2 protein-coding genes are annotated in these 4,155 nt (G+C 31.9%); one reads left to right on the top strand and one right to left on the bottom strand.

Features of this window, described 5'->3' with window-relative positions; all coding sequences use genetic code 11:
- Positions 1 to 603 precede the first annotated feature (603 nt).
- Entirely contained in the window at positions 604 to 3,324 is a 2,721-nt protein-coding gene (locus AC1DTM_RS19260) for a bifunctional diguanylate cyclase/phosphodiesterase (protein WP_016105933.1), read from the top strand.
- Positions 3,325 to 3,436: 112 nt separating this feature from the next.
- Here the strand turns inward: AC1DTM_RS19260 and AC1DTM_RS19265 are convergent.
- The coding region (locus AC1DTM_RS19265; protein ID WP_477000668.1) for an undecaprenyldiphospho-muramoylpentapeptide beta-N-acetylglucosaminyltransferase at positions 3,437 to 4,155 on the bottom strand (719 nt) is incomplete at its 5' end.

Here is a 4,155-nt window from a genome sequence, read left to right on the forward strand (position 1 = left end):
ACTTCACCCATTTCATCATGATTTTTCCTCCATATTAAAAATTAATTACTGTATTACATATTATTGTATATAATCAACACGTTTCTTTAATCCCTCATTAGTATGAGAATAGCTACATACAAAGGTCTTACTTAATACTCTATAATAACGAAAAACTCACCTCATCTAGAGAGAAGTTCCCATCATTTTATCCCGCTATTTGCGGGCAGTAAGACTACCACCTCAAAATTCGGCGAACGCGAGGAAGTTATGTGGGAGTCGGGCTGCCCGTAAAAGCCCGATTGGTGAGGGCTAAAAATCAGTGGGGATGGACAAAACCCCAACTGATTAAAGTTTCACTTTATATGCAAATTTGCATCTCCACTTGCAAAGCACTAAAAAACCTTTAAAATATACTGGATGACTAAATATACAATTCCCATCTAAAATCTTGATACACTAAAAATCATTAAATGTAGTGTTTTTTCATTTTCAAGAATTATTGCACTCTTGTTTTTTTCCTTATAAGCATGCTTTTTATAAGGAAATCTGATACAATCCTTAAGTAATATTATTACGTATAGATATTGCGAATATAGTACATATTTAAAGAAGGTGATTTTTTTGAAATTAAATAAAAATTTACAGATATGTATATTAATCACAACATTAATATGCTATTCAATCTATTTTATGTTTTTCTTTCTGTTCCCTACTCATTTTTCAAATTTCAATGTACGCTTCGCTTCACTCATCGTTGAAGCCATTACATTTATATCGCTAATTTACTCTATATATTCTAAAAAAGTTAGTTCAAATCCTTTTTGGATATGTATTACAATTGCAATTGGTAGTTTTTTATTAGGAAAAGTAGTATATACGTATCAAGATACCTTTTTCGAACTTCCAATACATCATTTTGCTGTTTCTGATGTATTTTACATGTTTTTTCTATTCTTCTGTCTTATCGCTTTCTGCTATAAGATCTTAAAAGAATGCAATAAATGGGAAAAAGCTTTCTTTATTTGTGATATATGTATAGTACTTACTTCCATATTCACATTAGAATGGTATTTATTTAATCAGCCAAATTTAAATATATTCTCACTTTCACTCGGAGATGTTTTCCTTTCATTTCTATATCCAATTGCAGATCTATTATTTCTTCTACTAGGTGTTAGTCTCTTTTTCCGCCCAACAATTTTTAAGTCCAAGCGGAAAATTTATATCTTTATTTTTGTATTAATTAGTTCTGCAACTTTTAACTATATTTACTTTTACTTAAATACCCATTTATCAACTGACACTATAACATTTTTACGTCTTTTATATAGAATACCTATATTGCTTATCGCAATAGCTGGGTCTATTTCAGAAGATGATAACAGCCATAAAAATTATTTCATTGTAAACCCTATACTAGGAAAGAAAGTTTTAGTCGTATTTCCCTATCTTGCTGTTGCAATACTAATCGGGTTTACATTAAAAGAACAAACATCATCTTCCACTCTCATTACAGGAAATTGTATCGCTTTTGTTTTTGTACTTATTCGACATTCTATTGTAGGTATGCAAAACGCTACTCTAACAAAACGTCTACAAGCATTTAATGCTCAACTAGAAGAAAAAGTTACTTTAAGGACTTCTGATTTAGTCCATAAATCAGAGGCTCTATCTCAAAAACAACAAAAGTTTAAATCATTATATGAATATCATCCTGATCCTATTTTTACGATTGATTTAAATGGAATATTCTTAAATGTAAATAAAGCCGGGAGTATGCTACTTGGAGCGCCAACAAACGAGTTACTTGGTGAAACATGTTTTTCGATTATTTTAAAAGAAGATAAACATAAACTAGCATCTGCATTAGAAAAGGTTAAACAACAAGAATCCGCATCTTTACAACTTAGTTCTCAATATAAAGATGGCTTTACTTATTTTTTATACGTTACCATCGTTCCTATTATGATAGATGGACAAATTTCAGGAAGCTATATTATGGTAAAGGATATTACCGCATTAAAAAAACAACAAGAAGAAATTAAATATTTAGCATTCCATGATACTGTAACGAAAATTGGGAACCGTGCCTTTTTTCATAAGAAATTAAGAAAAGTTATAAAAAATGCTAAAACAGCACAAAGTGAGTTCGCATTATTATATTTAGATTTAGACCGCTTTAAAGTAATTAACGATACACTGGGGCATTCGTCAGGTGATTACATATTAGAAGAGGTAGCAAAGCGATTCCAATCATGTCTTCCATCACATACTCTTGTGTCAAGAATCGGTGGCGATGAATTTACAATTTTAATCGAAAACTATACGGACCATGATTCCTTATTCAAGTTATGTAACCAATTATTTGAAGGCATGAAAAAACCGTTTGTCCTACATGAGCATAAATTAACTTTATCACTTAGTATCGGCATCGCTATATATCCATCTGGTGGAATTGATACCGCTACACTCTTAAAAAACGCTAATGTTGCAATGTATGATGCTAAGGAAAAAGAGCTTAACTCTGTCTCTATTTATGACGATGTAATCGCTAAAAAAATCGAAAGACGATTACGATTAGAGAAAGATTTACCAAACGCAATTCAAAATGAAGAATTGTTCCTTTTATATCAACCTCAAGTTGATAGCAAATCAAATAAAATTATCGGTGCCGAAGCTTTAATCAGATGGAACCATCCCGAATTAGGTGTTATTTCTCCATATGAATTTATCCCTATCGCCGAAGAAACACTACAAATTATTCCAATAGGAAAATGGACATTACAGCAAGCCTGTCAGGAAATGAAACGTTGGCACACACTCGGATATTCTCATTTAAAAATAGGAGTAAATTTATCTGCTAAAGAATTTGAACAAGAAGACTTTGTAAAATCTATTTCTTCTACTTTAACAACTACAGGCTTACCAGCAAGTTCCCTTGATCTAGAATTAACAGAACGCATTGCAATGATGGATGAGAGAGAAACATTGATAAAACTGCGTACACTAAAAAGTTTAGGGATTCACATTTCAATCGACGACTTTGGTACAGGCTATTCTTCCCTAGCCTACTTACCTTTATATCCAATCGATACGTTAAAAATCCCAAGAGAATTTATTACAATGTCTGAAACGTGTGAAGATGGAATGGAAATCATTAAAACGATCATCACATTAGCACATACATTAGGAATGTCTGTCATTGCTGAAGGTGTAGAAACGAAAGAACACGTAAATTTCCTTCAAAAAAATAAATGTCAGTTTATTCAAGGTTATTATTACAGTAAACCTATTTATACAAATGAATTTACTAAGCTGTTAGAAAACGGTATTCGTCCATAGTATATAGCTCTATACAGAATATAATCGGCATAAGTAACAATGAATTTGAACAACTATAGTAAAAAGGAAAGAAGATACCTTCTTTCCTTTTGTTTTTTCATTTAAATTTCTATTACTTCACCACTTCATTTATTATATCTATTAATTGATGAATTCCCTCATCATTTGTTTTCTTAAATCCATTCATGTTTTGAATATATCTCTCCTTATTGGCATACAACTTATTTACCGCATCTGTAAATGTACTGGCGCTTATTCTATCTTGAAGTAATACTTCCGCATACCCTTGTCGTGCAAAATAGTCAGCATTTAAAACTTGATCCCCTCTACTGGAACCATTAGTTAACGGAATAAGCAACATAGGTTTCTTCAAAAATAACAATTCAGAAATAGCAGTAGAACCCGCTCTGGAAACTACAACACTTGCCATATTCAGTATATGCGGCAACTCTTCGCCTATATATTCAAATTGCATATAACCTTCCATTCCAATAGATGGATCCACCTTCCCTTTACCACACATATGAACAATATTAAAACTTAATAATAATGTATCTAAACTTTTCCTTACCATATCATTTATCCATTGTGCACCTTGACTCCCACCCATTATTAACAGTACCGGTTTATCTTGCCTAAATTTACAATAGCTTCTTCCTCGTAATACGTTACCGCTCTCAATTTCTTCCCTTACAATTGGTCCTACATAAACCTTTTTCTCATTACTTACATTCTCCCCTGTATGAGGGAATGTTGTGCATAGTTTTGTAGCAAAAGGTAATGCTATTTTATTTGCTAACCCTAACGTACTATCTGGCTCACGTATTACGA

It is taken from the genome of Bacillus sp. P4_D3 (assembly GCF_056401855.1).